At 45.8% G+C, this 26,636-nt stretch carries 24 protein-coding genes and 1 CRISPR repeat array; of the genes, 10 read left to right on the top strand and 14 right to left on the bottom strand.

Features of this window, described 5'->3' with window-relative positions:
* Window positions 1–323 precede the first annotated feature (323 nt).
* The 4 genes from QUA74_RS14455 (at window position 324) to QUA74_RS14440 (ending at window position 3,530) form a co-directional block, all read left to right on the top strand.
* Window positions 324–686: a hypothetical protein gene (locus QUA74_RS14455; protein WP_333329897.1), complete on the top strand. Its 363-nt coding sequence runs from the start codon at window positions 324–326 to the stop codon at window positions 684–686.
* A 452-nt stretch (window positions 687–1,138) separates the two neighbouring features.
* Complete coding sequence (locus QUA74_RS14450; RefSeq protein ID WP_333329895.1) at window positions 1,139–1,585, top strand: SufE family protein; 447 nt, start codon at window positions 1,139–1,141, stop codon at window positions 1,583–1,585.
* Window positions 1,586–1,599: 14 nt separating this feature from the next.
* A complete protein-coding gene (locus QUA74_RS14445) occupies window positions 1,600–2,505 on the top strand; it encodes an alpha/beta hydrolase (RefSeq protein ID WP_333329894.1) in 906 nt (301 codons plus the stop codon).
* A gap of 68 nt (window positions 2,506–2,573) precedes the next feature.
* Window positions 2,574–3,530, top strand: a complete 957-nt coding sequence (locus QUA74_RS14440) for a DUF6282 family protein (protein WP_333329892.1) — start codon at window positions 2,574–2,576, stop codon at window positions 3,528–3,530.
* Window positions 3,531–3,637: 107 nt separating this feature from the next.
* On the opposite strand, the gene QUA74_RS14435 is transcribed toward QUA74_RS14440, so the two are convergent.
* The 4 genes from QUA74_RS14435 to QUA74_RS14420 form a co-directional block, all read right to left on the bottom strand.
* A complete protein-coding gene (locus tag QUA74_RS14435; RefSeq protein ID WP_333329890.1) occupies window positions 3,638–6,325 on the bottom strand; it encodes a right-handed parallel beta-helix repeat-containing protein in 2,688 nt (895 codons plus the stop codon).
* 186 nt (window positions 6,326–6,511) lie between these two features.
* The gene (locus QUA74_RS14430; RefSeq protein ID WP_333329888.1) at window positions 6,512–7,687 is read right to left on the bottom strand and encodes an ATP-grasp domain-containing protein; all 1,176 of its coding nucleotides are present in this window, start codon (window positions 7,685–7,687) and stop codon (window positions 6,512–6,514) included.
* Window positions 7,688–7,709: 22 nt separating this feature from the next.
* A complete protein-coding gene (locus QUA74_RS14425; protein ID WP_333329886.1) occupies window positions 7,710–8,771 on the bottom strand; it encodes a DMT family transporter in 1,062 nt (353 codons plus the stop codon).
* 142 nt (window positions 8,772–8,913) lie between these two features.
* Window positions 8,914–9,414 carry a thioesterase family protein gene (locus tag QUA74_RS14420; RefSeq protein ID WP_333329884.1) on the bottom strand — a complete coding sequence of 167 codons (501 nt, stop codon included), beginning with the start codon at window positions 9,412–9,414 and terminating at the stop codon, window positions 8,914–8,916.
* A 141-nt stretch (window positions 9,415–9,555) separates the two neighbouring features.
* Here QUA74_RS14420 and QUA74_RS14415 point away from each other — a divergent pair, with 141 nt between their 5' ends.
* Entirely contained in the window at window positions 9,556–10,407 is an 852-nt protein-coding gene (locus tag QUA74_RS14415) for a universal stress protein (protein WP_333329881.1), read from the top strand.
* A gap of 119 nt (window positions 10,408–10,526) precedes the next feature.
* On the opposite strand, the gene psbM is transcribed toward QUA74_RS14415, so the two are convergent.
* From psbM to QUA74_RS14375, 8 genes are all read right to left on the bottom strand, one after another.
* Window positions 10,527–10,640 carry a photosystem II reaction center protein PsbM gene (gene psbM / locus QUA74_RS14410; RefSeq protein WP_015177760.1) on the bottom strand — a complete coding sequence of 38 codons (114 nt, stop codon included), beginning with the start codon at window positions 10,638–10,640 and terminating at the stop codon, window positions 10,527–10,529.
* A 298-nt stretch (window positions 10,641–10,938) separates the two neighbouring features.
* A complete protein-coding gene (locus QUA74_RS14405) occupies window positions 10,939–11,235 on the bottom strand; it encodes a 2Fe-2S iron-sulfur cluster-binding protein (protein WP_333083505.1) in 297 nt (98 codons plus the stop codon).
* 118 nt (window positions 11,236–11,353) lie between these two features.
* On the bottom strand, window positions 11,354–13,249 hold the full coding sequence (locus tag QUA74_RS14400; RefSeq protein ID WP_333329880.1) for a TolC family protein: 1,896 nt from the start codon (window positions 13,247–13,249) through the stop codon (window positions 11,354–11,356).
* Between the two features lie 141 nt (window positions 13,250–13,390).
* On the bottom strand, window positions 13,391–14,776 hold the full coding sequence (locus tag QUA74_RS14395) for a TIGR03279 family radical SAM protein (RefSeq protein ID WP_333329879.1): 1,386 nt from the start codon (window positions 14,774–14,776) through the stop codon (window positions 13,391–13,393).
* A 173-nt stretch (window positions 14,777–14,949) separates the two neighbouring features.
* Window positions 14,950–15,285, bottom strand: coding sequence for a hypothetical protein (locus tag QUA74_RS14390; protein ID WP_333329878.1), 336 nt, complete (start codon window positions 15,283–15,285; stop codon window positions 14,950–14,952).
* Between the two features lie 15 nt (window positions 15,286–15,300).
* Window positions 15,301–15,498, bottom strand: coding sequence for a hypothetical protein (locus tag QUA74_RS14385; protein WP_333329876.1), 198 nt, complete (start codon window positions 15,496–15,498; stop codon window positions 15,301–15,303).
* Window positions 15,489–15,653 carry a DUF5615 family PIN-like protein gene (locus QUA74_RS14380; RefSeq protein WP_333329872.1) on the bottom strand — a complete coding sequence of 55 codons (165 nt, stop codon included), beginning with the start codon at window positions 15,651–15,653 and terminating at the stop codon, window positions 15,489–15,491. The genes QUA74_RS14385 and QUA74_RS14380 overlap by 10 nt, the downstream gene beginning before the upstream one ends.
* Window positions 15,654–15,659: 6 nt before the next feature.
* A complete protein-coding gene (locus tag QUA74_RS14375) occupies window positions 15,660–15,992 on the bottom strand; it encodes a DUF433 domain-containing protein (RefSeq protein WP_333329869.1) in 333 nt (110 codons plus the stop codon).
* A 137-nt stretch (window positions 15,993–16,129) separates the two neighbouring features.
* Between QUA74_RS14375 and QUA74_RS14370 the strand changes: the two genes are divergently transcribed.
* Window positions 16,130–17,041 carry a tetratricopeptide repeat protein gene (locus QUA74_RS14370; RefSeq protein ID WP_333329866.1) on the top strand — a complete coding sequence of 304 codons (912 nt, stop codon included), beginning with the start codon at window positions 16,130–16,132 and terminating at the stop codon, window positions 17,039–17,041.
* A gap of 433 nt (window positions 17,042–17,474) precedes the next feature.
* Here the strand turns inward: QUA74_RS14370 and QUA74_RS14365 are convergent, their stop codons facing one another.
* Window positions 17,475–18,377, bottom strand: coding sequence for an undecaprenyl-diphosphate phosphatase (locus tag QUA74_RS14365; RefSeq protein ID WP_333329863.1), 903 nt, complete (start codon window positions 18,375–18,377; stop codon window positions 17,475–17,477).
* Between the two features lie 321 nt (window positions 18,378–18,698).
* Between QUA74_RS14365 and QUA74_RS14360 the strand changes: the two genes are divergently transcribed.
* Entirely contained in the window at window positions 18,699–19,310 is a 612-nt protein-coding gene (locus QUA74_RS14360; protein WP_333329860.1) for a thylakoid membrane photosystem I accumulation factor, read from the top strand.
* Window positions 19,311–19,942: 632 nt separating this feature from the next.
* Window positions 19,943–22,453: direct repeats of the CRISPR family, unit length 37 nt; unit sequence GTTTCAATCCCTGATAGGGTTTTAGGTGTTTTCCGGC.
* 355 nt (window positions 22,454–22,808) lie between these two features.
* On the top strand, window positions 22,809–23,870 hold the full coding sequence (locus QUA74_RS14355; protein WP_333329857.1) for a mannose-1-phosphate guanylyltransferase: 1,062 nt from the start codon (window positions 22,809–22,811) through the stop codon (window positions 23,868–23,870).
* Window positions 23,871–23,984: 114 nt separating this feature from the next.
* Here QUA74_RS14355 and QUA74_RS14350 read toward each other — a convergent pair whose 3' ends face one another.
* On the bottom strand, window positions 23,985–24,569 hold the full coding sequence (locus tag QUA74_RS14350) for a Uma2 family endonuclease (RefSeq protein WP_333329854.1): 585 nt from the start codon (window positions 24,567–24,569) through the stop codon (window positions 23,985–23,987).
* A gap of 107 nt (window positions 24,570–24,676) precedes the next feature.
* Here QUA74_RS14350 and QUA74_RS14345 point away from each other — a divergent pair, with 107 nt between their 5' ends.
* Window positions 24,677–24,814, top strand: a complete 138-nt coding sequence (locus QUA74_RS14345) for a hypothetical protein (protein ID WP_333329851.1) — start codon at window positions 24,677–24,679, stop codon at window positions 24,812–24,814.
* A gap of 54 nt (window positions 24,815–24,868) precedes the next feature.
* Window positions 24,869–26,521 carry an AarF/ABC1/UbiB kinase family protein gene (locus tag QUA74_RS14340; protein WP_333329848.1) on the top strand — a complete coding sequence of 551 codons (1,653 nt, stop codon included), beginning with the start codon at window positions 24,869–24,871 and terminating at the stop codon, window positions 26,519–26,521.
* Window positions 26,522–26,636 lie beyond the last annotated feature (115 nt).

Below are 26,636 nucleotides of genomic sequence, written 5' to 3'. Positions count from 1 at the left end.
CTCCCCACCTGGTTTCTGAGGTAAACTTGTTCGCTGCTTTGAGTTGTCCTTGCTGAAATCAGTTTACCCGCATTAGATGAATTTGCTATCACTGGCACTCCGGATTTACTAAAATTGCAACAAATCTTAAACAGGGAAGCAAAGGTGATACTTATCAGACAATGCTGGTTGCCAATACGCGGATAATTGTTGAAGGTTTGGGCGGCAAATATTCGGCTTTTAAGCCTTAATAACGGCAAATGGTACTGATATCGGACGAAAACCTTGTTGAATTGCAACAGATAATCGGCTACTGTATACGTTGAAGTTCTTAAGGACGACAAATGAATCGATTGCTCCTCACTTTATTGGTAAGTCCAACGCTCTTTGGATCTGTGATGTCTTTGAGCGCGATCGCAAATCCCGCTCAAATTGGCGAAACACCAAGCCAATCGGCTGATTCGCCCCAATGCGTGCGATCGCCCCACACTCAGCGTCTGACTTGCATGCGGCTTCCTGGCAAGTCTGCTGCTGCTGCTTCTAAGCCGAGAATTACTTGGCAGCGCCCGGGTGAAGAACGGGTGGCGATGCTGGATTTTTCGGAAGAAGAAAGCGATGCGGCAGCGGCGCTGTTTGGCTGCGACTGCCAGGCGTGTATCAACTCGCTGCGGCAGTTGCGCGGTTTGCCACCTCTGGATCTGACTTGAGGCCGATCGCGCGTGATCGAGCTAACGTTTGAATTTTGCTCAAATCGCGATCGTTGCGAAATTTGATAATTGCGGGACGATCGCACTTGTCATCTACAATAACCTGTTCAGATCGGCGATCGAGCAGTTCAGAGCGATCGACCTTTTGATGTCCACAAATTTCAATAATTTCTCACCGATAAAATGCCCTTCGATGTCTTTCGGGCAAAAGGCATACTATAGAATTCTCTCACAGCTCAACAGTTGTTTTTTTTGATATTTCATCAGTCTATAATTTGGCCGTTTGTAATGGCGAATGTTATTCGCAGCTACACGGACGAGACTGCCAAAAGTTGTAGTTTTGGGTTTGTAACGGTAGATGAATGCAGATCAATGCTGATGTTGCAAATCGAGCGTACCTGCTGCTACAATAAAATTTATAATATTAGCCAAATAAACTGCTACTTGGAATCATGTCCGCAAACACCGCGCTACCCGCAGCCCTAGCTAAAATCGTCCAGCGCTTTCAACGACACTCCGATCCAAAACAGCGCTACGAGCAACTGCTGTGGTATGCTAAGCGACTCCCAGCATTTCCCGAAAGCGACAAACTGCCGGAAAACAAAGTTTCTGGCTGCGCGTCGCAAGTTTATGTTACTGCAAATTTGGCAGACGGAAAAGTTTTGTATCAAGGCGATTCAGACGCTCAGTTAGTCAAAGGATTAGTTGGATTGTTGGTGGAAGGTTTGAGCGGATTGACGCCTGCTGAAATCGTCAGCGTTACCCCAGATTTTATTCAAGACACGGGATTGAATGTGAGTCTGACACCTTCCCGCGCTAACGGATTTTATAACATCTTTCAAATGATGAGAAATAAAGCACTTGCTTGCGAATTGAGCGATCGCGCAGAAGCAAATTAACCGGATAAAAAGCCGTGACTCAGACTGCTGATTTAACCCAATCTAATTCGGGAAACTATCCTGCGACAGTTCAAAAATATCTCTGGAAGTGGAAAGCCACGCAAATCCAAGTTATTTACGAAACCAGAGGACAGGGAAATCCTGTATTGCTGCTGCCGGCATTCAGTACGGTTTCCACACGAGAAGAAATGCGTCCTTTAGCAGAATTGTTAGCTTCTAACTTTCAAGTTGTGAGCTTAGATTGGCCGGGTTTTGGCGAATCAGATCGCCCGCGAACCGACTATCAACCGCAATTATATCATCAATTTCTTAAGGATTTTGTTGAGGGAATTTTTAATAGTCCGGTTGCTGTAGTTGCGGCAGGTCACGCTGCGGGTTATGCGATGCAATTAGCGCAATCAAAGCCCAATGTTTGGTCAAAGATTGTGTTAGCTGCGCCGACTTGGCGCGGGCCTTTGCCGACGATGAGCAAACAGCAAAGCGGATGGCATGGAATCGTGAGAGAATTAGTACGATCGCCCTTACTAGGACAATTCCTCTACAAACTCAACACTGCGCCGTCATTCCTCAGTTTGATGTACCGCCGCCACGTCTATGTTGATGCAGCTAAAGTCACGCCGGATTTCATCCAAAGCAAATGGCAAGTGACGCAAAAACCAGGTGCTCGATACGGTTCCGCTGCCTTTGTGACTGGTGGTTTAGATCCGGCAAAAGTGCGATCGGAATTTACAGATAATTTTCAACGATTAGCAGTGCCGGTGATGGTTGTAATTGCTGAGAATGCGCCACCAAAATCAAAGGCTGAAATGGAAGCATTAACGGAATTACCGGGTGTTGAGTCGCGAGTTATTCCTGGTTCTTTGGGAATGCACGAAGAGAATGCAGAAGCTTTGGCAAATGCGGTTAAATCTTTTATTTGATAGAATTAAGAGGGAATGAACCGCAGAGGGCGCAGAGAACGCAGAGGGGAGAAGGAAAGAGGGGAGGAATGCAAGCTGTTTTTTTAACGTTAGTTTGGATTGTTTGCTATTGGTTTTGTCTGCCAGTTTATGCTATCGGAGAGTCGTCGATAATCAATTTGCCAAAGAGTACGATCGAAGGTGCGATCGACTTTCACATCCATTCTTCTCCTGATGTGATTCCTCGCAGGTTGGATGATTTTGAAGTAGCGAAATTAGCTGCTAGGGCGAAGATGAAAGCTGTTGTATTGAAAAATCATTATGCCAGCACAGCAGCGCGGGCAGTTTTGGTTAATAAAATAGTACCAGAAATCGAAGTTTTCGGGGGAGTTGTTCTCAATCATTCGGTAGGCGGAATTAATCCCGATGCTGTAAGCGCAATGCACCGCATCGGTGGCAAATACGGTAAAGTAGTGTGGCTACCAACGGTTGATGCTGAGCATCACTTGCAGGTTTTTCACAAGTCCGGAATTGGCATTAAAGTTGCGAAAAATGGCAAGGTTTTACCGGAAACAGCAGCGGTGTTGAAGACTGTAGCAAAAGATAATTTGGTATTGGAAACCGGGCATATTTCCTCAGAAGAAGTGATGGCAGTTGTCGGTGAAGCCAATCTTCTCCACATTAAGAACATCCTGATTACCCACGCAATGGCAGATGTACCCGGTTTGTCCCTAGAAAATATGCAAAGAGCCGCCCAGATGGGAGCTTTTCTAGAACTAGCATTTGTCAACGATTTGATGGGAGAAAAGGCCGCTGATGACGGACACAAAAACTGGCATCAAGTTTCTATTAGTAAGATGGCTGCCGCGATTAAACTAATCGGAGCCGAGCATTTTGTTCTCAGCACAGATTTGGGAAGAAAACCCGATCCTTTACCTGCAGAAGGCTACAAGTTATTTGTGGAAAAATTGATGGGCGAAGGCATTTCTCCGCACGAAATTGATTTAATGACGAAACACAATCCAGCTCTATTGTTAGGCATTTAGAATGGGTAATTGGGTATTGGCAATCGGGGATTGGGAATCGCTAATTGGGAATTCTCTTCGCTCTTTTCTCTTCCTTCTTCCCTCTTCCCTCTTCCTTCTTCCTTCTTCTATTCTTGATTGCCTTTGTCGCGCAGGTATCCGTTATCTGCAATGCGCCAAGCACCCCCAGCATTGCCCGTTAAATCGCTATCTTCCACGGTAGCAATGCCATCTCTGTAAACGCCGATCGCCTCACCTTCATTACCATTAATCCGACACCGGCGCACGATCAATTTTCCTCCCAATCCGACACCTATTCCCAAACTGCCGTTGTCAAAAATACTGCAATCTTCCACCGTTGCTTTCCCATTATCGGATATAAAAATTCCGTTCCATACCCCATCATGAATTTGACTGCGGCGGAGGATAGAATTTGCATCGGGGCCGCAAATTCCCACCACAGAATAGTCCGCAGAAGTGATATCGCTGTCTTCTATGATTAACTCACCTTTGCTAATATCTACAGCGTAATATTTCCCCGTCGCGCTCAGGGTTAAACCCCGCACTAAAGCACTGTCAGTTGCCATTTTAATGCAGTTTGAGTTGATACTTTCAACCACAATGCGATCAACTTCTCCGCTGCCGATAATTTCTACCGATTTGTCGAGAATTAGACTTTCGCGATAAACGCCTGGATCCACGTCAATCCGCGTGCCCGGTGCTGCATTTTTCAGCGCTTCGCTAATAGTAGTATAATCGCCTTGACCCTCCTGAGAAACAACAAATTTTTGACTCTTCAAAACTTTGGGATCAGAAGCAGATGCTTCAATTTGCCGTGATTCCGAGTCAAAATGCTCAGATTGTCGATCGCCCGCTTCGGAAAGTTGCGATGTTAGCTGCAAGCGTTCTTGATAAACTGTCTCTAGTTGGTGTTCTAACTCGGATACTTGAGATTGAAGTTGAGCTTGATTCTGGTTTGCTGTCTCGATTTGACTTTGAGTTTCCGAGAGTTGAGAATAAAGGTGCGATCGTTCTGTGTTAGCAGTTTCTAGCTGAGATTCTAATTCCAAGCGAGTTTGACGCACACTTTCTAGCTGACTTTCTAAGTCCCATACTTGAGATTGAAGTTGAGTTTGATTCTGATTAGCCGTCTCGATTTGACTTTGCAATTCCGAAATTTGAGAAGTGAGCTGAGATTCCAATTCAGAGCGAGTTTGACGCACAGTTTCTAAGTGGTGTTCTAACTCGGAGATTTGAGATTGAAGTTGAGTTTGATTCTGATTTGCTGTCTCGGTTTGACTTTGCAATTCCGAGATTTGAGAAGTGAGTTGAGATTCCAATTCAGAGCGAGTTTGACCCACACTCTCTAACTGATGTTCTAACTCGGAGATTTGAGATTGAAGTTGATGTTGATTCTGGTTTGCTGTCTCGATTTGACTTTGAGTTTCCGAGAGTTGAGAATAAAGGTGTGATCGTTCTCTGTTAGCAGTTTCTAGCTGAGATTCTAATTCTGAGCGAGTTTGACGCACACTTTCTAACTGATTTTCTAAGTCGGAGATTTGAGATTGAAGTTGAGTTTGATTTTGATTGGCTGTCTCGATTTTAGTTTGCAATTGCGAGATTTGAGAAGTGAGCTGAGCTTCTAACTCAGAGCGAGTTTGACGCACACTGTCTAGCTGAACTTCTAAGTCGGATACTTGAGATTGAAGTTGAGTGTGGCTCTGGTTGGCTGTCTCGATTTGACTTTGGGATTTCGACAGTTGAGAATAAAGGTGCGAGCGTTCTGTGTTAGCAGTTTCTAATTGAGCTTGCAGTTCTGATAACTGAGACTGGAGTTGCGAGCTATCTCCCTCCTTGCTATGTATCTGAGACTCCAATTCTGACAACTCAGCCAGCAGTCTCTCTCGCTCTAAAACAACCATTTCGGATTGAAGTTGTAGTTCATGAACTTGAGAGTTTAACTGGATTTTATCCAGATTAGCAGCTTCTAACTGTCTTTGCAGTTCTAATAATTCAAATGGAGGTTGCTTTGCTTGTTGGCGAGCGGTTTGCAATTGAGAGTTTAGTATTTCGCGTTCTTGCTCTGCACTCTCCAATTGAGCTTGTAGCTCGGACAATTCCGAAGTAAATTGCGATCGCTCTGCTTCGACTAATTGCAGTTGAGTTTGCAAACCCGACAGTTGAGACTGAAGTTGCTCCCGCTCTTCAATCGAGCGATCGAACTTAATTTTAATTTCTGACAACTGGTACTGTACCTGCAATCTGCTTTGAGTAGCAGTTTCCAACTGAGTTTCAAATTCAGACAGCAGAGCCTGAATTTGAGAGTGTTCTGCATCAACCGCCTCTAACTCTGCTTGCTGTTCCAGCAATTGAGCGTTAAGCTGCGATCGCTCCTGCTCCCCAACTTCTAACTGATCTTTAAGTTCTGCCACTTCTGCTAACTGCGACTCAGCTTGTTGAGCATTTTCTAGCTGAAACTGCAAATCAGCAATCAGAGCATCAATTTGCGATCGATCTTGGGCAATTCCTGCCAAAAATTCTTCCATTTCCGACACTTGATTTTTTAACAATTCTTGCTCGCGAGTCACAGTTCCCAACCGACTTTGCAACTGGGACAATTCAGAATTTAGCTGATTTTCATTCTGCACCTTTTGCCGCAATTCCGAATTTCGGGCATCCAACTGAGCAGCCAAATTCGATATAGCCTCCTGCGAACCCTGCATCCGCACCAAATTGCGTGAATTTCGCTTATTCAAAATTAGCCAGCAGACTAAGGCCCCGCCTCCAAATCCTATTAATAAAAGTAATGCTTCCATTTGTTTTATCTAATTAATATAAATTGAGTGATTTTGATGCTGACCAAAAAATGGACATCCCCAAATTGCTATCTTACTCAAAGCTATCACAACTTGCCAGCCTGTGTTTACTTGGCTCAACAATTTATATTTCTTTACAAATCCCTTTTGTTTTCAGGTAAGGTGCAGCGCACCCTGCAAGTTTGATTAATGCAGCAAATCCACAATATGAGGAATAATTTCGATATGCTGAGTTAACAAATAATCCAACCTATCCGCCAATAAACTAAAAATTAAATCGTTATAACTCATCCCGTATTCCGCCAAACCTAAAGCTACCAAACTCGTCACATTTTCCCCTGGATGTTTCAGATCCGGTTTTGGATTTGCTTCCAAAACATAAAGCGAGCCATCAGCATCACTTCGGACATCGAGCCGCACCAAACTGTTCAAACTAAACTCCCAATAAATTTTTCGAGCTAACTCAATTAACTCTTGTTTTAGTTCCGGTTCCTCGGCGCCCATTAACCGTCCTCTGTCGGCCGTAATGGCTTTTTGATCCATAGAAGTAAAGATACGTTCGTCAGACTCTAGCACCCGCTCCACAGTCGAAAAAGCAAAGGGTTTTGTATTTTTATCAAATTTGCCTTGAGCATAAGTAACATAGCCACAAACCGCTACACAAAATTCTCGTCCAGGCAAATACTTTTCAATTAAAGCAGTATTGTGAGTGTCTCGGTGAACTTCCGAAACCGCCTTAGACAAACCCTCAATCTTGTCTACAAAATGAACGTGCAGCGAAGCGCGGCCGGATACTGGTTTAACAACAAACGGCCCTGGATAATCTCCAAAAGCAATGGAAAAACGCTCGTGCAAATGAGGATGCAAAATCCCTTGAGAAGGATGCCAAGTCATAAACGGAGCGGTTTTTATTCCGACTGATTGCAGTTCCCGTTTAAAAGCGTGTTTGTTATCTAAAGTTGAACTATTTAAAGGATTGTGACCAACATAAGGCATTCCCAACATTTCCAACAATGCGGGAGTGTGACAAACAGGATTGTAGCCCTGGACTCCGCCAGTATTCATCCACACTAAATGGATATTTTTTTGTTTTAGTTGTTCGCCTAAATTCATGTCATCAGGCATGACAAAGACTTGCTGAAATCCAATTTCTGCTAATGCTTTAGCAATCTCGCGGGCGACGACTTCGTAACTCTTCCAAGAGCGGGGATTGTGAGTTTTGTAAATCACTGATTCGGGGCGATCGCAGTCGCCGCCGAACACCACAGCAATCCGCAATTTAGCAAGCAGCACCTCCAAATATTGAGGTAGTAAACTAAAGTCGTAATGCCAGTGATTCATGCCAATTGATGTTGCAAACATTTAAGTTTTTTCCCTGTGTATTTTATTTTTTATCGGCAGAACTGCTAGATTTTGCCAAATATATTCCAGCCAAAACTACGGAGAAAGCCAACCAATTAAACAAGCTCAAACTTTCCGCAAACAGCACCCCGGCAATAATCGCAGTAATCAGGGGTTCTAGCAGCAGGAAAAGAGCGACAAATCCCGACGACAAACGACCGAGACTGTGGATGAGAAGTCCTTGGCCGAAAGCTTGGCAAATCACCGCCAAACCAATTACAGCCAGCCATCCCTGCCAAGAATAAGGGAAAATTCGATCGCCCGCCAGCAGAACCAGTGGCAAAACCAATATACTGCCAATAAAACAGCGCCACATCAATATAGTTGTCGCTGGAAACTTCGTTCGCAAATGTTCTGCAATCAGCAGATTTCCTGCATAAAACATCGCCGATAAAAGAGCAGCAATGTCGCCGACAAGAGTGTCTCCCGCCGTTTGCAAATCCTCCATGCCGATCGCAATTGCGCCGGACAAAGCCACCGCCAGTCCCACCAAAAACCTGTTGTCAAAGCGCCGCCCCAACAGCAGCCATCCCCCCAAAGTAGTAAATAAAGGAGTTAAGTTTCGCAGTACAGTAGAATTAGCGACATTAGTCTGAGTCAGTGACCAGGCCCAGAAACCCAAAGAAGCAGAAGAAACCACGCCTACGGCTGTTAACAGCATCACATCCTGCCGAGTGTAGCTCGATCGCCCTTCAACTTGTGCCCCAGACATTCGGCGACGCGCAGCACCCGCACCATTCCACAGTCCAAATACCACAGTTGCTATCCACAAACGGTTAAAAACAGTAGCATTCGGGCTGATTTCCCGTTCGCTCAACCTAATAAAAATCGCAGCCAGCGACACCGCTAGCAGCGCCGCCGACAGCGAAACGATCGCCCAAATTTTGCCTTTACTGTCAGCTAATTCACCGTTTTTTAAACTGTCCGGCTTTCCCGAAACAAGAGTTTTGTCTTCAGTTGTTAAGGCATAGTTTAACTCGGTTTTTTCCAAAATATTGCGCTGAATTTCAATATTTGGCTCTGGCAATCCCAGTTTTTTTGACATTATTAAAAGTTCCAATAAAGGCAGAAGGCAGTTGTGTATAGTGCGTGACTCAATAAATTTTTGGTTGCGAAAATAGTAACTCAAAAGTCACGCACTATACTTACTAAGGCTGCATAAACTATTGTTTAGAGTTAACAGCAGCTTAGGTTGAAGGTTTAACAGAAAGCCTTGTCAAAGCCTCCTTCAGCGCCGGCGGCAATTGGCGGATAATCTTGCCCTTGTCGCGATCGACACCAACCAAAGTTACCTGTGCTGTCACGTATAATTCTTGAGTATCGGGCGATCGAATTTCGTAATCCCAAAGCAGCCGCACACCCTCGGTAGCAGCGATCCGCGTTCTGACTGCCACAGATTGACCCATTTGTACAGCCCGGTGGTAGCGCAGCGAAAGTTCCACCACGGGCAATTCCAAACCCTGCGCCACCCAGTCTGCATACTCGATGCCTAGAGAGCGCAAACTTTCCACCCTCGCTTCCTCCATCCAAGCAATATAAGTTCCGTGCCAAACCACACCGCTGTAGTCAGTATGGTGAGGGTACACTCGCACCAAATATTCAAACCAGCCCTCAGAGTCCATCCCGCGCCGGTTTTGAATAGCACCAGCCGGTGCGAGTTCTGGTTGAGTTCGATCGTTCTCTAACACGTTACAAATCGTTCCAAAACGCTACATTTCTACAAATCATAAGACAAACTTCAGGCCTATGCTTAACATTAACGAACTAGAGTACCAACGCCCTAGTTTAACGTCGCACAAGAAAACTCAACTGTTTTTACCGCCAAAACCATGATAGAAAAAATTTTAGTAGCCGTCGCCGGTCGCGGCTTGTGCGAAGAGATGTTTAATATGTTGATGGACATCCCTTCCTTGCAACAAACCTCTGTCACCGTCTTGCACGTCGTGCCGCCGCAAGTAACATCCGATGGCATGGCCGAGAAATTGGAAGAAGGAGGCAAGATTTTAGCACAAGCAGTCCAGTCTTTAAAAATAGATCCCAGCAGAGTCAATCCCCGGCTCAAACAGGGAGACCCAAAAACAACAGTTTGCCAAGTCGCAGAAGAAGAACAATCCGACTTAGTAATTATGGGTTCGCGGGGACTCGGACGGCTGCAATCGATTTTGGAAAACTCAGTCAGCCAGTACGTTTTCCAGCTAACATCGCGACCGATGCTGTTAGTAAAAGACGACATCTACGTTAAAAAAATCAAGCGCGTCATGGTGGCGGTAGACAAGTCAGAAGCGGCCAACCAGTCATTACAGCTTGCGCTATCTTTGGTCAAAGAAGTCAGTGGCGGAGAGATAATTTTAGTACACGTCACCAAAGATTTGACGGGAAAAGCCAGCACAGATTTAACAGCAAGTGCTGACAAAGACCCCGTATTGGCCCCAGCAGTAGCACTAGCGAAACAAATGGGAGTTAGCTACCGCTGCGTTAGTGCTACAGGCAAGCCTGGGGAAGAAATTTGTCGGATTGCAGACGACATGAATGCCGACTTGTTGGTGCTCGGTTCCCCGGATCGGCGACCCAACGTTGCCAAAAACTTTGTGGATATCGATCGACTCCTAGGAAATTCGCTATCAGACTACGTGCGAGTTTATGCCAACTGTCCCGTCTTGCTAGCCCGCACAGTCGGCTAGAATCTCATCGTTAAGAGTTAGCCGCTAACACTCAACAGTTAACAAAAAAAGCGCCTCAGCAAAAAGCTGTTGGCGCTTTTTTTGCAAGCAGCAAAGCCAGACAGAAATAGCAGCAGTTGCTAATCTTTTCTGCCTTGACGGCTAGCTGTTTGAATGTACAGAATGATTAGAAAAACACTGGGAACCAATACAAACAGAATGGTTGCCACAAACCCTAAATCGTTAACTTCCATGAAGACGCTCGCCTCTATCGGAAAATAGGAAAATACACACAACTAGGATATCACTCAAAGGCAAAAGGCAAACTCGAAGACAGAAGAATGGCTTACGGACAAGCGTCGAAACCCAGTTTCTGCGTGGATGCCTCGCAGACCAACCTTTTATTTTTTGTAGAAACCAAGTTTCTTTTCCTAGGTCAGGAAAAGAGATGATTATACAGTGAAATAGGAAAAAAAAACAAAATTATTGCATTCTGCATTTTTCTTTCCTTCTGCATCTCTAGCATCTCTAGCATCTCTAGCCTTCTGAAAGTCACGGTTTAGTCTTCACGCTCACCTGGCCGTTGACCATAGCTTGACAAGCCAACCGATAGTTTTCGGGCTTCTTCTTGAGCTTGCGGTTTTCAAAGTCAGTGCGGGGCGACAGATTTTCACTTCCCTCGACAATTTCCACAATGCAGGTGCCGCATTGACCGATGCCCCCGCAATTCATCATCTTTCCCGAAAACGTGTACAAATCGATGCGGTTTTCTAGAGCTTTGAGCCTCAAATTGGCTCCGTCTGCTGCGATGACTTCCTGATTTTCCTTCACAAACTTGATATTGGCCATTGCCGCTCCCTTAACGCAGTTGACATGGAACTCTATTACCAAATATTAACTAATGTGTCGGACGTTTAATACAGGATGTCCAATTGATCTGGTAATTAAAGCTCGCCCCAACTCAATCTCAAGGAGCGTCTGAGAGGTTATTAGTGGGCAGATTGCTCACAGCCCGCTGAAGAGACGAAAGTCCCAGGTTGTAGGTGACAATTGCCGACAATCGGTTTCTCTCAGCCCTAGTCAAATCAGTTTCCGCCTGAATCACATCCGTCTGAGTACCCACACCAGCTTGAAACCGCAGTCTCGCCAAACGCAGAGCTTCCCTTGACTGCAAAACCCCCGCCTCAGAAGTTTCGATATTCTCAAAACTCGACTCCAAGCCAAAATAAGCTTGTTCCACTTCCCGGCGCACCTGATTGCGGAGTTGGTCAAATCGAGTTTCGGCGATCGTAATATCAGCATTCCGCTGTTGCACCCGGGCGTTCGCCGCGCCCCCATCGAAGATACTCCAAGTCAGACTCGCCCGGATCGAATAACCATCGGCCCAGCCACGAGCAGCAAACGGATCGGGGTTATCAGGGTCTTGTCCCAGTACGTTGTAACTACCCCCCACGCTCACTTGAGGCAAACGCGATGCCTGAATCGCTCGCCTCTGCTGCTTGCTGATATCCCTCTGCACCAACTGCTGTTCCAACTCGGGGCGATTCCTAAAAGCCTGCACGATACTCTCTTCCAAAGATAGCCTCCAAGAGCCCGCTTGCTCTACCGGATCAGCCGCCGTCAAGTTCGCCGACTGGCTGATATTCAAAATCTCAGCCAGACGCCGCTGGGCAACTCGCTGATCGCGACGGGCTACTGACAGTTGTTGCACTTCGTTAGCCAAATTTGCCTGAGCCTGCAACACAGCAAATCGGGTTCCTACCCCGGCCCGTTCCAAAGCTTCGGCATCCCGCAAACTTTGCTGGGCATTTCTGACCGAAGCTTGGCGGATGGCAACTTGTCCGTCCGCGTTTTGCAAGGTGTAGTAAGCCTCAGCAGTGTCGAAGCGGAGTTCCTCGGCTTGGCGTTCCACATCCAGTTCCCGAAGGCGCAACTGTTCCTCTGCCGCGCGGATGGTAGCGCGCCGGCCTCCGAACAAATCGAGGTTGTAGCTCAACTGCAAAGTGCTGTTGAGACTGTTGTTGCCGAAATTTGTGCCTGCTTGCTCGGCGGGCTGCCCGGTTCGGTTAGCCAGAGAGTTGAGGCGGCGCTGGCTAGCCCGGATTCCGAGTTCTCCGCCCGCACTCATAGAACGGCTGGCGTCCATTTGAAAATTCAGGTCTGGATAAAGAGCAGCTTGCTGTTCGCGCAAAGCTGCTCTGCTTTGTTCCACTTGCTGTCCGGCGATTTGCAAAACTTGGCTGTTGCGGCGGGCGAGGTCGATCGCCTGCTGCAAGGTAATTGACTCTGTTTGCTCGATCCTGACATCCTCCGGGTTTGTCGGAAACAGCAGCGGATTCGGGTTGGGTTCCAGGGAAGCCGGAGGCTTGGTATCTAAAATGCCCTTCGGCGGGACAGGGGGGAAACTTTCGTTCGGAGTGCCCCGGAGAATGGGTACCGGGGAACTGGGCACAGGAACATTGTTGGGAGGGTTCGGAGAAGGCTGCTGAACCTCTGTCGGTTCCAACCCTCTTAGAGGCGTTGAACCGCCCTGCGACAGAGTTAATGGGGCAGCCGGAGCAGCCTGTTGAGGCTTTGATGCTTGCTCGGACTTGGTTGAGGAAGTTGATGCGATCTTTGATCCCCCTTGCTGCTGAGACTCGGAGGTTGGCGGGTTAAGGGCGATCGACTGTTCGGGATCGGATGCTGATTCAGGCGCTGTGTTCGAGGTCGATCGAGCATTCTGCCCTAATTCGAGCTGATTGCTAAGGGGGGAACTGTCCTGAGATTGAGCCGGAGGCTGTGCTGAAGCACTCTGTGTGGCGTTGCTGAAAGTAATTGCAGCGCCTACTCCGACTACGATGATTTGACGAAAAACACGCATAATTTTTTAATTACTCTGCAATCCTAGAGACAATTTTAGAGCAAGATTGAGGTCTCAAGTTTCTAGTTTGTAGCCTGAACTCGCCAGTTACAAGTCAGAATTACCCTACTCATCTTAACTTTTGAATGTTCGATTCAAAATTTAGAATTCAACCTCAGCAGTTGCCAGACCGATCGCCGCCGAGATTAGTTCCTCTACTCCGCTCACGGGCAAAATCCGGGTTTTCAGAGAGCTAGCGAGCTGTTCGAGGGTCATGTCGTCTAGAAAACGCGGTTCCCCCTGTTTTAGCATCACCGACGGCAACAGGATACCATCTCCCAAGTCTCGCCCCTGCAAAGCTTCGAGTAAATCTTGCCCGGTGAGCAAACCCGTAACAGTGATAGTTTGTCCCCAGTAGTGGCTGCACAAAGCTGCCATGTTGACGGACAAGCCGGGAATTTGGTTGAGTTGTTGTACGATCGGCTCAAAAGCTTTTTCCACAGCATTCCCCACCACCCAAACTAACTTGCGCGCAGGCTCGACTGGCATCGGTTGCAGCTTCTCAAAAGCAGTTTCAAACTGCTGGATAAACTGGCGAATCGAGCCCACACCGTTACCAATTTGCGGATAATCTTCGTAATCAGCAGCCGACGGCAAATCTAAACCAGCTATTAAAAACCACTCGTCAGCCAGCCAAATACAGCGCGATTTTGCATTCTGCTTTTTCGCCTTTTGGCCACCTTTTCCTTTACTCAAAAGCACTTGAATTTTCTGCACTTGCTCTATTACTTCTCGCGCTTTTTCCGCAGTTACTGCGATCAGTTCATCTTCGGCAGGGCGAAAGCGAGTTAAACCCACTGGCACTACGGCCACCGATGCTACAGCGGGAATATTTCCGGTATGAAATTTTGCCAAATCTAACAAAGTGCGTTCTAAATGTTCGCCATCATTAATACCGGGACAAACAACTACTTGAGCGTGAATTTGCAAGCGACGTTCTTGAAACCATTTAATTTGTTCGAGAATCTTGCCCGCGCGGAGATTTTTTAACAGCCTAATTCGCACTTCCGGTTCCGTAGCGTGCACGGAAACATAGAGAGGAGAAAGCCGCATTTGTTCGATTCTGTCCCACTCTTTCTGAGTCAGATTTGTGAGAGTGAGATAGCTACCATAAAGAAAACTAAGTCGGTAGTCATCATCCTTAAGATACAGAGTTTCCCGCTTGCCCGGTGGTTGTTGGTCAATAAAGCAAAAAGGACAGCGATTATTACACTGAATTAGTCCATCAAAAAGAGCAGTTTCAAATTCCACTCCCAAGTCTTCGTCATACTCTTTTTCTATTTCTAACTTGTGGGTTTTGCCTTTAGTGTCTAATACTTCTAATTCGAGAAATTCATCGGCGCACAGGAATTGATAGTCAATTAAATCGCGGGGTTTTTGACCGTTGACGGCGACGATTGAGTCTCCGGGTTCAAATCCGATTTCGGCGCAGATACTGTCGGGGATAACTTTGGTGATTAGGGCGGGCCGGATTGATAAGTCGCTCATAAGTTCGGGCTGGCATTTTCCAATTTGATAAGTTGTTGTTAAAAAATTTGTTTTAAGTTTTTATTTAACGATAAATTATACCATAATTCATGTCATTTGTCAAGCGCTCTGTGCCAAAAAAAGAGCTGTTTGTGATGCGCGAAATGACTTGTCGAGTTGCTGAATGCACAGGATTATATTTTTTCCATAAACACTCCTTCAATCCGCACCTCAAAACGTATCCCGATCGCGCTCGGCTGCCATCCAAGTTGCACCGCTTGGCCTATCCATTGTGCTGTATCAGAGGGTGTTACTGGTTTCACTTCGTTAGTTGGAGTCAAACCTTGAGGATGAGGTCGATCGGTGAGGATAACTAACACTGAACCCCGTTTTTCAGAGTGTTCGACAGCAACATGAAGATTTCCGCAAGCGTAGTCTGCTTGCGTATTAGTAGCTTGTCTTCGGATTAGCCAGATGAAAGGCTCCCTATCAACAATTATTTTTCTTGTTCCTTTTTTCGGTATTGACATAGTTTGCTAAGGTCGTTAGCGTAAAGGTAAAAATCGCACTTGCCCTTCCCATTCTCCTTCCAGACTGCACTCAGCTATTAGCAAAATTTCCTCGATCGCCAAACCTACGGAAACACGGCGACTGACTTCAAATAACCCAGGCATTGCAAGACCTGCGTGCATTCGCTCATAGGCGAAGTTGGTCATCGTTGCTACATCGTGAGTTAGTCCCACGCGCCCTTGCACCGCTCCCATTCTAAGACCGTTGGGTCGTCTGCTTCGATCAAGCCCATATCTTGAACGCGGACAATATCAACGTCGGGATTCCGTCGCAGAATACCTCGGACAATCTGATTGTTAAAGTTCTCGTCTGCTAAGAATCGCAGCATATAAAACTACTCTTTTTGGTTGCGTCTTGCTAATAGGCGATCGCGTATTCCAACTGGGCTAAAACGCCTTTCTGCTTCCTGCTGAACTTCTGCGGCAAGACGTTGACGTTCCATCATATAAGCGTTAACTTCAGATGGGTGTCGCAAGTAGTAGCCGATCGCAAAATAAATATCGGAAAGTTCAAGAGACGGGTACTGTTCCCGGATTTCTTCTGCTGTGCCTCCTTCAAGAAAAGCTGTAATGAGTGTATCTAGTGTGACCCGGGTTTTGCTAATGCGGATAACACCGTTTGCATCAGCCACAAGCGGAATTGGTTCAGCCGTAGGAACAAGTAGCATTTTGAGATTGATGGCAGTGTTAGTTTTCTCTCTTCAGCATAGCAGTCTGCTAAGCTCGATCGCCTTTAAAATTAGGATAAGTTCTGGGTTGTGAATTTATTTGAGCTGTGACAGAATAAAGCAAAAATCTTTAATTTATGAAATTCAAAATCTTGACAGGACTGCTAACCGGGTTAGTTGCTTTTACTACAAATGTACTTTTTTGTCAACCCAGTAGTGCGGAAAATGATAGCTTTTTTAACAACGGTACTCTCAAATATATTAACACTGGGATTCTGAATGCAGAACCCGTGGTGTGCGCTGCTGTTAACAAAGACGATACTTGTACGAATAGGACTTTGCCCCACACTCTCAAGGGGAGGAGGGATGCTGATGCTACCTTGAAAAAACAGCCAAAAGTTGACTTAACAGTTGTACAGTTTACCAACAGTCAAAATTACAGCATTGCTAAGATTGGCAACTCCGATTTAGCGGCAGGGGAAAAAGCTGAGGATTTCTTGATTCAGGGTGAGGAAAAGTATAGAAAAGGAGATCGTCAGGGTGCGATAGAAGATTTAAGCAAAGCAATTCAGCTTAATCCTAATTATGCCGAGGCTTACTATAACCGGGGAATACTCCGCTATGTATCAGGAGACAACCAAGGTGCGATCGCCGATTTCAACGAAGTTTTGCGAATTAATCCTAACTTGTTCCAAGCCTACGTCAACCGGGGGAATGCCCGCGATGACTCAGGAGACAGCGAGGGTGCGATCGCCGATTATAACGAGGCTCTGCGAATAAATCCTAGCGATTCAAAAGCCTACTACAACCGAGGGGTTACTCGCTCTCGTTTAGGAGACAACCAGAGTGCGATCGCCGATTACAACGAAGCTTTGCGAATTAATCCTAATTATGCCTTAGCCTACAATGGTCGCGGGAATTCCCGCGCTGAGTTAGGAGACAAGCAGGGTGCAATTCAAGACTTTCAGAAAGCAGCAGACTTATTTCAGAAGCAAGGAGATAGAGATAACTATCAAAAAGCCATTAATAATCTTAGGAGACTTCAATAAACTGCAACAACTCCCCAAAGGTCGATCGCACTACTAAGCGCTAAAAAATAGAATACTTAGAACCCAAACCTCTTTTTTAAGAATTCTGAGTTATAATTAAATATTATCATCATCAGATAATTTAATAATTTTTCAGATTTTAATTACTTACTATAGGGCGGGTAAATGGCTTATGTAAATCAAAGAAGATTCCTAAGATAAAATTACATTAAATAAAAAACCGAAAAAAATGTTCGCTTTTATCATTAAAAGCACGCACATTTTATCTCCAATTTCCCTGTCTAAATGGATTTTTAACTATCAAAAAATTCGTTAATTTTGAGATTTTATGTTTTTTTTAACAAACCAATAGATTGTAATTTGGCGTTCCAGTTATTAATTAGACCGAGTTCAGAGCGACATAAGTCGCTCCTACTGCTATCGAATTTCTATTTTAGATATTTCGCACGGCCCCACCTGCGATCGCCGTTAAAATGGCTACGCCAAAAGCTAGCCGATACAACACAAATATCCACGTCTTTTGAGTTTGCAGGAATTTCATCAGCCATGCGATCGACAAATAAGAAAACACAAACGCCGAAATCGTTCCAACTATCAAAGCTGCAACTCCAGCCTCGCCGATTCCTTGTCCCAAATCACCCTTTAATTCCACTAATCCAGCCAGAGTAATTGCCGGAATTCCCAATAAAAAAGAAAACCGCGCGGCGGCAGGTCTTTCCAATCCCATGAACAATCCTGCTGTGAGAGTGGAACCCGATCGCGAACACCCCGGAATCAAGGCTATTGCTTGAGCTAATCCCATCAAAATACCGTCTTGAACAGTTAACTTTTCATAGGTGCGATTGCGCTTACCAATTTTTTCTGCTGTTGCTAACAGCAGCGACATGACTATCGAAGCAATGGCGATGCTGGCCAAACTTCTCAGTGGCGAGTTGTCAAAATCTGGAACCAATGCCTTGATTAGCAGCCCAAAAAAGACTATAGGTATTGTTCCCAAAACCAGTCCCACCGCCATTTGAAACTCTTGCGATTTGTAGTTGCGCTTCACCACGGCTTCTACTGCACCAACAGTTATATTTGTCAAGTCTTTCCAGAAATACCAAAGCACTGCCACAATGCTGCCCAACTGAATAACAGCAGTATAAGCAACCCCTGGATCGCCCCATCCTAGGGCGATCGGCACTACCTTTAAATGAGCGGTGCTGCTGATGGGCAAAAACTCGGTTAATCCTTGTACAATTCCTAAAACAAAGGCCTGCACCAGATTGATTTGAGCAGACCCGGAAACATCAGCAGCGGGCGTTTGGGCGAGGAGTGCGTCAAGCAAAGCTATCATTAGTTGTAAATTCCCAGTTGTCTGTTTCTAGTTATCAATTGGATTTAAGATTTTTCACTCTTCTGAGAAGCTAGAAGCCCACCCCACCACAAATAAATTTTATTGTGGCGCGGATAGTTCCAGTCCGCCCGTGAAAAGCCGATCGCAAATAGCGATCTTCGGTCAGTATAATCCCCTGGTAGATGGCCACTATCAGGAATTTATGATAGTCGAGCCGAAACTACTTTAACTTACTCACCAACATTTGCCTACATTTTGCTGATAAACTTAGGAAAGTTTTTGCATCTGATTTCGCTTTCCTTACAGCAACGGCCAACACCTATGATATTTCCTGAGAACAAAAATTCAATTGTTACTCCTGCTTCTGGCCTGGGCTTGCTGCGGCGAATCTTGTCAGCGAGTCTTTTAACAGTCGTGATCGCACTTAGCTTGATACTGCTAACAGGCACGCCACCAGCCTTAGCAACTCTCACCGACGATCGCTTTGACGGTACAATCTTTGCCCTCTACGCCGGCAATGGTTCCCTAGTTCCTCCTAAAGTCAAGCTTGCAGATTCTTTCAAACGCCATAAGCCCGTATTATTAGTGTTTTACACAGACGACAGCAGCGACTCCAAGCAATACGCGATCGTCGTCTCTCAACTCCAGGAATTTTACGGCCGCGAAGCGGATTTTATGCCGATAACAGTTGACTCTTTGCCTCCGCAACCGTCACCGGAACTCACAGAACCGAGCCATTATTACGAAGGTTTCGTACCTCAAACTCTCATCCTCGACCAATCGGGCAAAGTAGTTTTTAACGAGAAAGGACAAATACCATTTGAACAGGTAGATGATGCTTTTCGGAAAGTATTTGATTTGCTGCCCCGTGAAAAATCCCTCCCGCTAAAACGCCGCGTCGTGAACGAACTTAATGTCGAATTATCGAAGTAAAATGTTGCAATAAGTAATATCAATTCCGGTTGCACCGGAATTATTGTTGACCCTTCGACTTCGCTCAGAGCAACGCTGTTGACTGTTGACTCGGGGTATAAAAACTGAATGGTTGAGTGTTAACTGTTGACTCGATTTTATCATTCCGATGCAACTGGAAAGGATATAAGCTAACTTCCACAAATGAAATACTCGCGAGGCCCGACTTCTTGAACAAGTCAGGTCTCGAATAGCTATCAAACCAATTCATATCGTTTCCGGCTGTATCGGGAACAATATTAAAGCTGAAAAAAGCGGCGCCACCAAGTATGGAACAGTACAAGATAAATAGAAATAAAAATGAAGTGGGCAAAGTATTGATAAAAGTTGGATATCGATGGGGTGACAAAAAATCCTTGATAGGGTTTTGGGTTAATTGTGGCTGAGTTTTGAGGATATTAAGAGGAATAGGCATCAAAATCAAAGAAAGCGGGTTTTTTGCCGTTTGTGCGGGTTCGGAAGTATGCTAGCAAAAAAAACCTGGTTTCTGAGCGCGATCGTTAATCTTCCCATCCCGCTGCTGTTTCAAGCCCTAGATGGGGAAATAGGTGTTTTCCGGCGGTAACAGTTGCAGGAGGTGCGGCGGGAATTTCGTTTCAATCCCTGATAGGGTTTTAGGTGTTTTCCGGCTAGCCCGCAAAAAATTACTCGCACCCATCTAAACGAAAGTTTCAATCCCTGATAGGGTTTTAGGTGTTTTCCGGCAGTACAGCGCCAGCACCTTCCCCTTCCCCCACAGTCTAGAATGGGTTGTTTCAATCCCTGATAGGGTTTTAGGTGTTTTCCGGCACAGCAATGAATTCGGCTACTGGAAAGGGAATAGTTTCAATCCCTGATAGGGTTTTAGGTGTTTTCCGGCCACGAACGCTGTGGCTCTGGTGGCGGGATTACGGTTTCAATCCCTGATAGGGTTTTAGGTGTTTTCCGGCAAGGAATCTATCATCTAGTTCAGCCACCTTGTGAGTTTCAATCCCTGATAGGGTTTTAGGTGTTTTCCGGCCATAAATTAGCAGAACGCTATTATTCAGAGGGTTCTAGTTTCAATCCCTGATAGGGTTTTAGGTGTTTTCCGGCTCAATCGCCACCACCAACCCCTGAGAGCTAGCAGCCTCAATGTTTCAATCCCTGATAGGGTTTTAGGTGTTTTCCGGCCCTTGGCTTCCTCTTTGGTGGCATAGCGAGGCGAATCTATGTTTCAATCCCTGATAGGGTTTTAGGTGTTTTCCGGTGCTGGCGCTATACCGAAAGAGCGATCACCAAAATCCAGTTTCAATCCCTGATAGGGTTTTAGGTGTTTTCCGGCCTGACTGAGCATATGCGCTCTTAATGTCCACTTCCGTGTTTCAATCCCTGATAGGGTTTTAGGTGTTTTCCGGCTTGCAAAAAAATGAAATTGTCCGCAAGGGTTACAGTTTCAATCCCTGATAGGGTTTTAGGTGTTTTCCGGCGGGGCAACGGGCTCAGGAACAAATAATGCTACATTAGTTTCAATCCCTGATAGGGTTTTAGGTGTTTTCCGGCTTTTAAAGAATTTAGAATGTCATTTTAAAGAATGTTTCAATCCCTGATAGGGTTTTAGGTGTTTTCCGGCGCAACCCGTCTCAGTATTAACATGGTGAAGCTAGGTTTCAATCCCTGATAGGGTTTTAGGTGTTTTCCGGCCATAGATGGTTTCACCAAGAAATAAATCGCCCCGTTTCAATCCCTGATAGGGTTTTAGGTGTTTTCCGGCAAATTTTGTGGGTGCGCTGGGCGATCAGCAATTGTTTGTTTCAATCCCTGATAGGGTTTTAGGTGTTTTCCGGCATCGCCTCGTTGCAGCTTGCTTTAGCTTCCCAGTGTTTCAATCCCTGATAGGGTTTTAGGTGTTTTCCGGCATAATGCTGTCCGGTGAGTTCACCGCCAGCGAGTTTCAATCCCTGATAGGGTTTTAGGTGTTTTCCGGCAAGTTGCTGGCAAGGGGACGAACAACGAGGCTAACGTTTCAATCCCTGATAGGGTTTTAGGTGTTTTCCGGCGGCGTCACATTTTACAGTGATATTGGCTTTTGTAGATGTTTCAATCCCTGATAGGGTTTTAGGTGTTTTCCGGCGGGCTGTGAACCATCGGACATCGACAATCTGGATTGTGTTTCAATCCCTGATAGGGTTTTAGGTGTTTTCCGGCCCTTCTAGGACGGAGTTTCTAACCAATTTTCTAATGTTTCAATCCCTGATAGGGTTTTAGGTGTTTTCCGGCTCAATATGTCGTCGTCTGTGCCCGTGAGGGCAACGTTTCAATCCCTGATAGGGTTTTAGGTGTTTTCCGGCCTTTGTGAATCTTAATGGTTCTACAATGAGTGCTTTAGTTTCAATCCCTGATAGGGTTTTAGGTGTTTTCCGGCGTCCGTGATCTGGCGACTTATAATCTAAGCCCATGTTTCAATCCCTGATAGGGTTTTAGGTGTTTTCCGGCTTGCTAGTAGTAAATTAGCTACCATTAGAAACAAGTTTCAATCCCTGATAGGGTTTTAGGTGTTTTCCGGCCTAAATACAGTATATTCTAAATACTTACTTATGGCGTTTCAATCCCTGATAGGGTTTTAGGTGTTTTCCGGCGGGGGCGCGATCGCTATCTCAGTAGCACTAAATCTCAATAGTTTCAATCCCTGATAGGGTTTTAGGTGTTTTCCGGCAACCTAATCCCTGTCGTCCTGGGGATTGGCGGTCTGTTTCAATCCCTGATAGGGTTTTAGGTGTTTTCCGGCGATGCGCCGAGGTGGTGTCCGATCGCCCCAGGTTTCAATCCCTGATAGGGTTTTAGGTGTTTTCCGGCCTAGACCGAATCTAGATTAGCTACTATGTAGTTCAGTTTCAATCCCTGATAGGGTTTTAGGTGTTTTCCGGCTAAGAGTGTGTCTGTGTGCAACCCCATAGGGTTTGTTTCAATCCCTGATAGGGTTTTAGGTGTTTTCCGGCTTTACAGCAATGCTCGCAGCAGTTGGTAAAAAAGTAGTTTCAATCCCTGATAGGGTTTTAGGTGTTTTCCGGCGGCGATTATTTACTGTCGGGTATCGACCGACGATCAGGTTTCAATCCCTGATAGGGTTTTAGGTGTTTTCCGGCCGCCCGTTCCAGAAGCCTTGGTGTATTTGGTTTTCAACGTTCATTTGCGTCTGTATTAGCAAAAATATCATTTCAGCCTCCGACCTGTCAATACCCTATTTAAACTTTACCCCTCAAACCCTTATCATATAAAGGTTTCAGCAATTGCGTCTGCCGTTTTCCCCAAGAATTGGCATCAAACCCTTACAGAAATTGGATTACAGCCCAAAAAATTCACCCCTCGATTTTTACACCCAGCAACAGACGCAATTTTCCCAAAAATATACCTCGCCCCCAAAACCCGCAGACAGCAACAATTATCTCCATAATTATAAGCTGTTGAGCAAAATAGATCTGAACCCTTAAACTTCAAACCATGACCAAAACCTTAATTCCCGTAATACTCGCCGGCGGTAAAGGCGAACGCTTCTGGCCCCTCAGCCGCAAGCAGCGCCCCAAGCAGTTTTTGAGTCTCGACGGTAGCGGCAATAGTTTGCTGCAAGCTACAGCAGAAAGACTATTAACATTAGGTAACGGCTGGGACGATTTGTGGGTGGTAACGTCGGAAATGTTGGCTGCGGGAGTCCGGGAACAGTTGCCGCTTTTACCCCCTGAGAATTTGCTGGCGGAACCGGAGGGCCGAGATACTGCGCCAGCCGTGGCCTGGACTGCTATAGAAACTGCCAAGCGTTACGGTGAGGATGCGGTAGTGGGTTTTTTCCCGGCGGATCACTGGATTGGGGAACCGGAGGAGTTTGTCAAGACTTTGGAGGCGGCGGCCGAGTTGGCGAAAAATCAGGATGCGATCGCCACTTTGGGAGTCAAGCCGAGTTATGCTTCCACTGGTTACGGCTACATCGAACAAGGCGAGGAAATTGGCAGTTTTGGAGGTTTTCCGGCCTATCGGGTTGCCAGGTTTACGGAAAAGCCCGATCGCGCCACCGCTGAGGAATTTGTAGCCAGCGGCAAGTTTAGTTGGAACGGCGGAATTTTTGTATTTCGAGTCGGAACAGTCTTGACAGAATTGCGAAATCATGTACCGGAAATGATGGCAGCTTTGGAAACAAAAGGCGCGCAGGCGTACTCGGAATTACCCAAAATTAGCATCGATTACGCGCTGATGGAGAAGACGCAAAAAGCCTGTGTTCTGCCCGTAGGCTTTAGCTGGGACGATTTGGGTGATTGGAATGCGATCGGTCGTTTGCTGCAAGGAGATAAGCCGAATGTCGAGTTAGCAAAACACGTCGGAATTGATACCAAAGGCGGCATTTTTTATGCAGCAGATGAGAATGAAGTCATCGTCACCATTGGTTTAGAAGATGTCGTAGTTGTCAGAGATGGCAATGTGACCTTGATTGTGAAAAAGGACAGGACGCAGGAGATTAAACAGGTAATCAAGGTATTGGGAGAAGATGAGAAATTGAAAGATTTGCTGTGAGGCTGAGATGAGGCCGCACGACACGGATTCTGAAGGCGGATACACCAACTATTCATCACTGTTTATCCAGGCATTCGTTTTTGAATCTGTGTTGGGCCTTACTATTTACTTTATTTACATAATTTCTTCTAAATTCAACACAAAACCAGGCAGTACATCTTCCCCTGATAGAGTGGCAGGATTTTCGATAATTTCAACATCTTGACCGGGGCGATAAATTTCTACCAACCGATTTTGCCTGTCAATTAACCAACCCAATTTAGCAGCGTTATCTATATATTCTTGCATTTTCTCTTGAAGTTTTTTCAGGGAATCAGTCCGAGAACGTAACTCAACAACAAAATCAGGACACAAAGGAGCAAAACTGTCTTTTTGTTCTGGTGTTAAAGCATCCCAGCGTTCTTTTTTGACCCAAGAGGCATCAGGAGAGCGATCGGCACCATTGGGCAGCCTAAAGCCTCCAGAAGAGTCGAAAACAACTCCCAGTTTAGTTTCACGGTTCCAGACTCGGAGTTGAGATGTTAAATCGGCATTACGCTTGTTAGTTTCACTGCCTGTCGGTGGCATAATAATTAATTCCCCTGATGCTGTACGTTCAAATTGATAATCGCGGTTGTGCTGACAAAGCTGAAAAAATTGCTCGTCACTTAAGTTGATGGATAATTCGATCGAGTTGGTAGGAAATTGGATGGCAATCATGTCTCTTATACGGTATGAAACACACGGAGAATCGGGTTTGTAATAACTTACTCATTCAAGTTTTTGACACATCTTTTCAAGTCAATAAATTTAATTATAAAAATATCATGTCTGCTTTAACTGTATATTACTATGAGGAGCAATGCCACGGCCAAAAACCGATCGCCCCCACACGCAAAAGCTGTCACGCCCCTTTCCACCCTTTCGCCCAAGTTATTCCCCAAGACACTCGTCAGCTTGGTTAACAGCGCTATCCTAGTAGTTATATTGCCCTTAAACCCGATCGACCCGGAGGCCCCTTGTTTAGCCTAGTTCAAAACAATTCTCGCAAAGGAGAAATTCTAGAGGTCGTCTTCCGCAACGGTTGGGACTACATGAAAAGCCTCCTAACCGGCCGCAAAACCGACGCACCCAGTCTCCCAACTCCAGCAGTTCTCCGCAACATCCTCGTCGAATTAGGCCCAGTTTTTGTCAAATTGGGACAATTGTTGAGTACCCGTCCCGACCTTTTGCCGGCCGTCTACATCGAAACCCTCTCCACGCTACAAGCGGAAGTGCCGCCCGTACCCTGGTCGCAAGTAGAATTTATCGTCCGCAAGGAACTCACACAATCTCTCGAAGATACCTTCGCCAAATTTAACACTCAAGCCGTCGCCGCAGGTTCGATCGCCCAAACCCACAAAGCTACTTTAAAAGACGGCCGCGAAGTCGCCCTCAAAGTTCAGCGCCCCGGTATTGAGATTGTCATCGAACAAGACATCGCCGTACTGCGAGGTTTGGCAGAACTTGTCATGCTCACAGACTTCGGTCAACAATACGATATTGTCGCCCTCGCAGAAGAATTTGCGATCGCCCTGCGTGCAGAACTAGACTTCATTCAAGAAGCCAGCTACACAGACGAACTGCGCCGCAATTTATCTAAAAGTCGCTGGTTTGACCCCACACAAGTTGTCCTACCAGAAATTAACTGGGAGTTGACTACAAAAAAACTCTTAGTCATGGAGTGGCTGAACGGAGTCCCAATTTTGTTAGGCGATTTGCAAGGAATTCGCCAAAAAGGAGATATAAACGCCGAACGCGAAGAAATTACAACGCTGCTTTGCCGCGTTTTCTTCCAGCAGTTGTACATCGACGGATTCTTTCACGCAGACCCGCATCCCGGCAATTTATTTTATCTAACAGACGGCCGGATAGCTTTGCTAGACTGCGGCATGGTCGGCAGATTAGACCCGCGCACTCAACAGAATTTGACAGAAATGTTGCTGGCAATTGTCGATTTAGACGCTCAGCGCTGCGCTCAATTAACTTTAGAAATGGCAGAATTTGCTCAGCCGACAAGTTTAGTTAATCTAGAGAACGATTTAGCTCGAATGCTCCGCAAGTATTACAATGTGAGCTTGTCGCAAATGAACTTGTCGGAAATTTTTTATGAGGTGCTGGGAATCACCCGCAAAAATAAAATTCGGCTGCCCAGCAATCTCGGTTTGTATGCAAAAACTCTAGCTAATTTGGAAGGACTGGCGCGCTCTTTTAATCCCCGATTTAATATTGTAGAGCAGGTCAAACCGCTGATGACCGATATGTTTCGGCGTCAGTTATTCGGAGATGACCCGATACAAGCTCTGTTGAGAACAGCCCTGGATATAAAAAGCTTATCTTTGCAATCTCCGCGACAGGTGGAAGTGCTTTTAGACCGAGTTACTTCGGAAACTTTGAAGTGGAACTTGACACTAAAAGAACTCGATCCGCTACGCCGCACTTTGGGGGATTCTGCGAACCGACTTTCTTTTAGTATTGTTGTGGGTTCGCTGATTATAGGGGCGGCCATTATTTCTTCTAACGCGCAAAGTTCTCAGCTATCTTTTCTGAGCACTGGTTTGTTTGGGGCGGCGAGTTTTTTGGGTTTTTGGTTAATTATTAGCATTCTGCGATCAGGGCGTTTGCGGAGTTGATTGAAAAGGGGAAATGGGGAAAATCAGGAGATATAGCAATCCTTTCGGGAAACGGGCAACTGGCTTTTATTGTGAACGAACAGCGAAGACGCTATTGACGCGAATGTTGAGGAAA

The organism is Microcoleus sp. LAD1_D3, assembly GCF_036702135.1.
Lineage (GTDB): Bacteria > Cyanobacteriota > Cyanobacteriia > Cyanobacteriales > Microcoleaceae > Microcoleus.
This window is presented reverse-complemented; position numbering and strand designations above follow the sequence as displayed.

What these genes read in the sequence shown, in the direction of transcription:
- QUA74_RS14440 (WP_333329892.1), top strand. Translation starts at nt 2,574, where the DNA reads ATGCAAGCTGTTTTTTTAACGTTAGTTTGGATTGTTTGCTATTGGTTT.
- QUA74_RS14380 (WP_333329872.1), bottom strand. Translation starts at nt 15,653, where the DNA reads ATGCTGCGATTCTTAGCAGACGAGAACTTTAACAATCAGATTGTCCGA.
- QUA74_RS14345 (WP_333329851.1), top strand. Translation starts at nt 24,677, where the DNA reads ATGTCTGCTTTAACTGTATATTACTATGAGGAGCAATGCCACGGCCAA.
- QUA74_RS14455 (WP_333329897.1), top strand. Translation starts at nt 324, where the DNA reads ATGAATCGATTGCTCCTCACTTTATTGGTAAGTCCAACGCTCTTTGGA.
- QUA74_RS14450 (WP_333329895.1), top strand. Translation starts at nt 1,139, where the DNA reads ATGTCCGCAAACACCGCGCTACCCGCAGCCCTAGCTAAAATCGTCCAG.
- QUA74_RS14375 (WP_333329869.1), bottom strand. Translation starts at nt 15,992, where the DNA reads ATGCTACTTGTTCCTACGGCTGAACCAATTCCGCTTGTGGCTGATGCA.
- QUA74_RS14400 (WP_333329880.1), bottom strand. Translation starts at nt 13,249, where the DNA reads ATGCGTGTTTTTCGTCAAATCATCGTAGTCGGAGTAGGCGCTGCAATT.
- QUA74_RS14395 (WP_333329879.1), bottom strand. Translation starts at nt 14,776, where the DNA reads ATGAGCGACTTATCAATCCGGCCCGCCCTAATCACCAAAGTTATCCCC.
- QUA74_RS14405 (WP_333083505.1), bottom strand. Translation starts at nt 11,235, where the DNA reads ATGGCCAATATCAAGTTTGTGAAGGAAAATCAGGAAGTCATCGCAGCA.
- QUA74_RS14415 (WP_333329881.1), top strand. Translation starts at nt 9,556, where the DNA reads ATGATAGAAAAAATTTTAGTAGCCGTCGCCGGTCGCGGCTTGTGCGAA.
- QUA74_RS14365 (WP_333329863.1), bottom strand. Translation starts at nt 18,377, where the DNA reads ATGATAGCTTTGCTTGACGCACTCCTCGCCCAAACGCCCGCTGCTGAT.
- QUA74_RS14355 (WP_333329857.1), top strand. Translation starts at nt 22,809, where the DNA reads ATGACCAAAACCTTAATTCCCGTAATACTCGCCGGCGGTAAAGGCGAA.
- QUA74_RS14390 (WP_333329878.1), bottom strand. Translation starts at nt 15,285, where the DNA reads ATGTCAATACCGAAAAAAGGAACAAGAAAAATAATTGTTGATAGGGAG.
- QUA74_RS14430 (WP_333329888.1), bottom strand. Translation starts at nt 7,687, where the DNA reads ATGTTTGCAACATCAATTGGCATGAATCACTGGCATTACGACTTTAGT.
- psbM (WP_015177760.1), bottom strand. Translation starts at nt 10,640, where the DNA reads ATGGAAGTTAACGATTTAGGGTTTGTGGCAACCATTCTGTTTGTATTG.
- QUA74_RS14435 (WP_333329890.1), bottom strand. Translation starts at nt 6,325, where the DNA reads ATGGAAGCATTACTTTTATTAATAGGATTTGGAGGCGGGGCCTTAGTC.
- QUA74_RS14360 (WP_333329860.1), top strand. Translation starts at nt 18,699, where the DNA reads ATGATATTTCCTGAGAACAAAAATTCAATTGTTACTCCTGCTTCTGGC.
- QUA74_RS14370 (WP_333329866.1), top strand. Translation starts at nt 16,130, where the DNA reads ATGAAATTCAAAATCTTGACAGGACTGCTAACCGGGTTAGTTGCTTTT.
- QUA74_RS14425 (WP_333329886.1), bottom strand. Translation starts at nt 8,771, where the DNA reads ATGTCAAAAAAACTGGGATTGCCAGAGCCAAATATTGAAATTCAGCGC.
- QUA74_RS14350 (WP_333329854.1), bottom strand. Translation starts at nt 24,569, where the DNA reads ATGATTGCCATCCAATTTCCTACCAACTCGATCGAATTATCCATCAAC.